Source organism: Caballeronia sp. M23-90 (assembly GCF_053574605.1).
On record NZ_JBSIPA010000628.1, the window covers coordinates 1 to 2967 of the forward strand.

A 2967-nucleotide genomic window follows, 5' to 3' on the forward strand; every position below is an offset into this window, starting at 1 on the left:
TCGTGCGCGTGCACCACGTCGGGTCGCCACGTTGAATCGGCGCCGTGGGCAATGCGCGCTGCCGCCCAGCCGAGCAATGCGAAACGCCGGTCGCTATCGGCATATTGAGTGTGCGATGCATCCAGATACGGATTGCCGGGCCGGTTGTAGAAGGGATCGGCGCGCACGATGTACACCACGATCGCATGCGGCTCCAGCACGCCGCGTTCGAGCCTGACATTTCCCAGTCCGAACGCCGGACCGAGATCCGCTACGTGCTCGATCTGCGTCAAACCCGCCACAACAGAGGGAAACGCCGGCAGGACCACCCGGGCATCCGTGCCCAGCTGCATCTGGGCCGGCGGCAAGGCGCCCACTACATCGGCGAGGCCGCCGGTCTTCAAAAGCGGATACATTTCCGCTGCAACATGCAGCACGCATACGGTCATCGGTTCCCCATTGGCTGGTTGCGCTGAACGGTATTGTCCGCTCAGTCTTTCACGCACGCAGTTTAGCGAACTATGACTGCTTTGCTTGTCCGAGACGTGTCAACGCCTCTTGCGTGACCAGCACCACACCGCTTTCCGTCCTGTAGAACCGCTCCGCGTCGTACTGGGGATCCTCGCCGATCACAAGCCCCTCCGGCAGCGTGCAACCCCGGTCGATCACCACCTTCTTGAGCCGGCAACTCGACCCCACCGTGACTTGCGGCAGCAACACGGCTTCATTGATGTGACAGAACGAATTCACCCGTACCGCCGATGAAAACACCGACCGCGACACTTGCGACCCCGCGATCACGCAACCGCCGCACACCAGCAGGTTGTTGATCGCGCCTTGCTGTCCGTGCAGGTCGCGTACGAACTTGCCCGGTGGCAACTGTTCCTGATTGGTCCAGATCGGCCAGCGCCGGTCGTAGAGATCGAGCGCGGGTATCGTCGATGCCAGGTCGAGATTAGCCGCCCAGTACGCGTCGACGGTGCCCACATCGCGCCAGTACGGCGGTGCGTTGGGATCGGTTTCCGACGTCACGCACGACATGCCGAACGGATGAGCGATCGCCCTGCCGCTCGTCACTACGCGCGGCAGAATGTCCTTGCCGAAGTCGTGGTCCGTCTCGGACGTAAGAATGTTTTCCTCGAGCAACTGGTAGAGATACTTCGCGCTGAACACATAGATGCCCATGCTCGCAAGCGCGATGTCGGGCTTGCCGGGCATGGCGGGCGGATCTTCGGGCTTTTCCAGGAACGCGGTGATGCGGCGTTGTGCATCGACGTGCATCACACCGAACGCGGTCGCTTCCATGCGCGGCACTTCAATACAGCCGACCGTGCAATCCGCGCCGCTCTCCACATGGTCGAGCACCATGCGCGTGTAGTCCTGCTTGTAGATGTGATCGCCCGCCAGCACGACTATGTATTCCGGGCCGATCGAACGAATGATGTCGAGATTCTGGAACACGGCGTCCGCCGTCCCGCGATACCAGCTTGCATCGACACGTTGCTGTGCCGGCCAGATATCGATGAATTCATTGAATTCGCCACGGAGGAAACCCCAGCCGCGCTGCAGGTGGCGCAACAGCGAATGCGCCTTGTATTGCGTCACGACGGCGATGCGCCGGATGCCCGAATTCAGACAGTTGGACAACGCAAAGTCGACGATCCTGTATTTGCCGCCGAAGTGCACCGCCGGTTTGACGCGTTTGTTCGTCAGTGCGCCGAGGCGCGTGCCGCGACCGCCTGCAAGGACGATGGCCAACGTGTTTTTCTGCAAATCGGTGTGACTTTGCGACAACTTCTCTCTGTTCAGCGTCTCCATACTGACCTCCTCTTTTGCGGCCTGTGCGGCCTGTTTCTGATTGTTCCCGGCCTGTCCCATCAATTCGAACCAAAGAATTCGGATTTCCTCCAGAAGATTCGAATGGCTTGGAAATACAGCGCGTGGGATTGATTCTGCTGCAAAGGTAAATAGTTCGCACCTGCTTTTCAGCGTTGAATGGACAAAGATCTAGGTGGTGGCGGATGGGGCTGTGGAAGGCCGGTCAAACGCTTGGCATTCCGAGGGTTTCAGGCACCCTGAGCAATCACCGTGCCAAACGAGGCTGCTCGGAGCGTTAACGTGTCAGGGGGAAGGAAAAATCTGCTTTCCGGCGCGTCACGAAGCCACGCGCCACGGCACAATGACGTGCGGTGCGCCAGGCCTCGGCACATATGGCGCCGCGACCGATCCGCCACATTGGCCAATGACGAAAAAAACATCATGAACAACGTCCTCAGTATTCAGTCGCACGTCGTGTTTGGTCACGCAGGCAACAGCGCAGCCGTCTTCCCCATGCGCCGCATGGGTGTGAACGTCTGGCCGCTCAACACCGTGCAGTTTTCCAACCATACCCAATACGGGCGCTGGACCGGCAGTGCTGTCGACGCCGGCGAGCTCACGCGCGTGATCGAAGGCGTCGGCGCCATCGGCGTACTTTCTCGATGCAATGCCGTGCTGTCCGGATATCTCGGCGCGCCCGACCAGGCCGCGGCGGTGGTCGAGATCGTCAGGATGGTCAAGGCCGTGAATCCCAAAGCGCTCTACTACTGCGATCCGGTCATGGGTGCGGCGACCGGTTGCATCGTGGAGCCGGGAATCCAGGAGTTTCTCGTCACCACCATGCCCGGGATCTCCGATGCCATGACGCCGAATCACGTCGAGCTGCAGAAGCTGACCGGCCGCACAATCGAGACCGTGGAAGAAGCCGTCGAAGCGTGCCGGGAACTCATTGCGCGCGGTCCGAAGGTCGTGCTGGTCAAACATCTGATCGACAGGAACAGCCGCGCCAACACCTTCAACATGCTCGCCGTGACCGAAAGCCAGGCGTGGTTCGCGCAGCGGCCGCTCTATCCGTTCGCGCGCCAGCCGGTCGGTGTGGGCGACCTGACGAGCGCGGGGAACAGCTCGGTCGGGTGCGCGATTTCTTCTTGTGCCGCGACGATTTCGAGA

3 protein-coding genes are annotated in these 2967 nt (G+C 60.9%); 1 reads left to right on the forward strand and 2 read right to left on the reverse strand.

Annotated features, from left to right (window positions below):
* Together ACRXB1_RS33770 and glgC are read right to left on the reverse strand one after the other, a co-directional pair.
* Nucleotides 1-428 (reverse strand): glycogen/starch synthase (locus ACRXB1_RS33770; RefSeq protein WP_449494501.1); only part of this gene is annotated, 428 nt, incomplete at its 3' end.
* Between the two features lie 70 nt (nucleotides 429-498).
* On the reverse strand, nucleotides 499-1797 hold the full coding sequence (gene glgC / locus ACRXB1_RS33775) for a glucose-1-phosphate adenylyltransferase (protein ID WP_062003710.1): 1299 nt from the start codon (nucleotides 1795-1797) through the stop codon (nucleotides 499-501).
* 441 nt (nucleotides 1798-2238) lie between these two features.
* Here glgC and pdxY point away from each other — a divergent pair.
* The coding region (gene pdxY, locus ACRXB1_RS33780; protein WP_449494502.1) for a pyridoxal kinase PdxY at nucleotides 2239-2967 on the forward strand (729 nt) is incomplete at its 3' end.

Excerpts from the sequence above, each read along its gene's own strand:
- glgC (WP_062003710.1), bottom strand. The coding sequence starts at position 1,797 with ATGGAGACGCTGAACAGAGAGAAGTTGTCGCAAAGTCACACCGATTTG.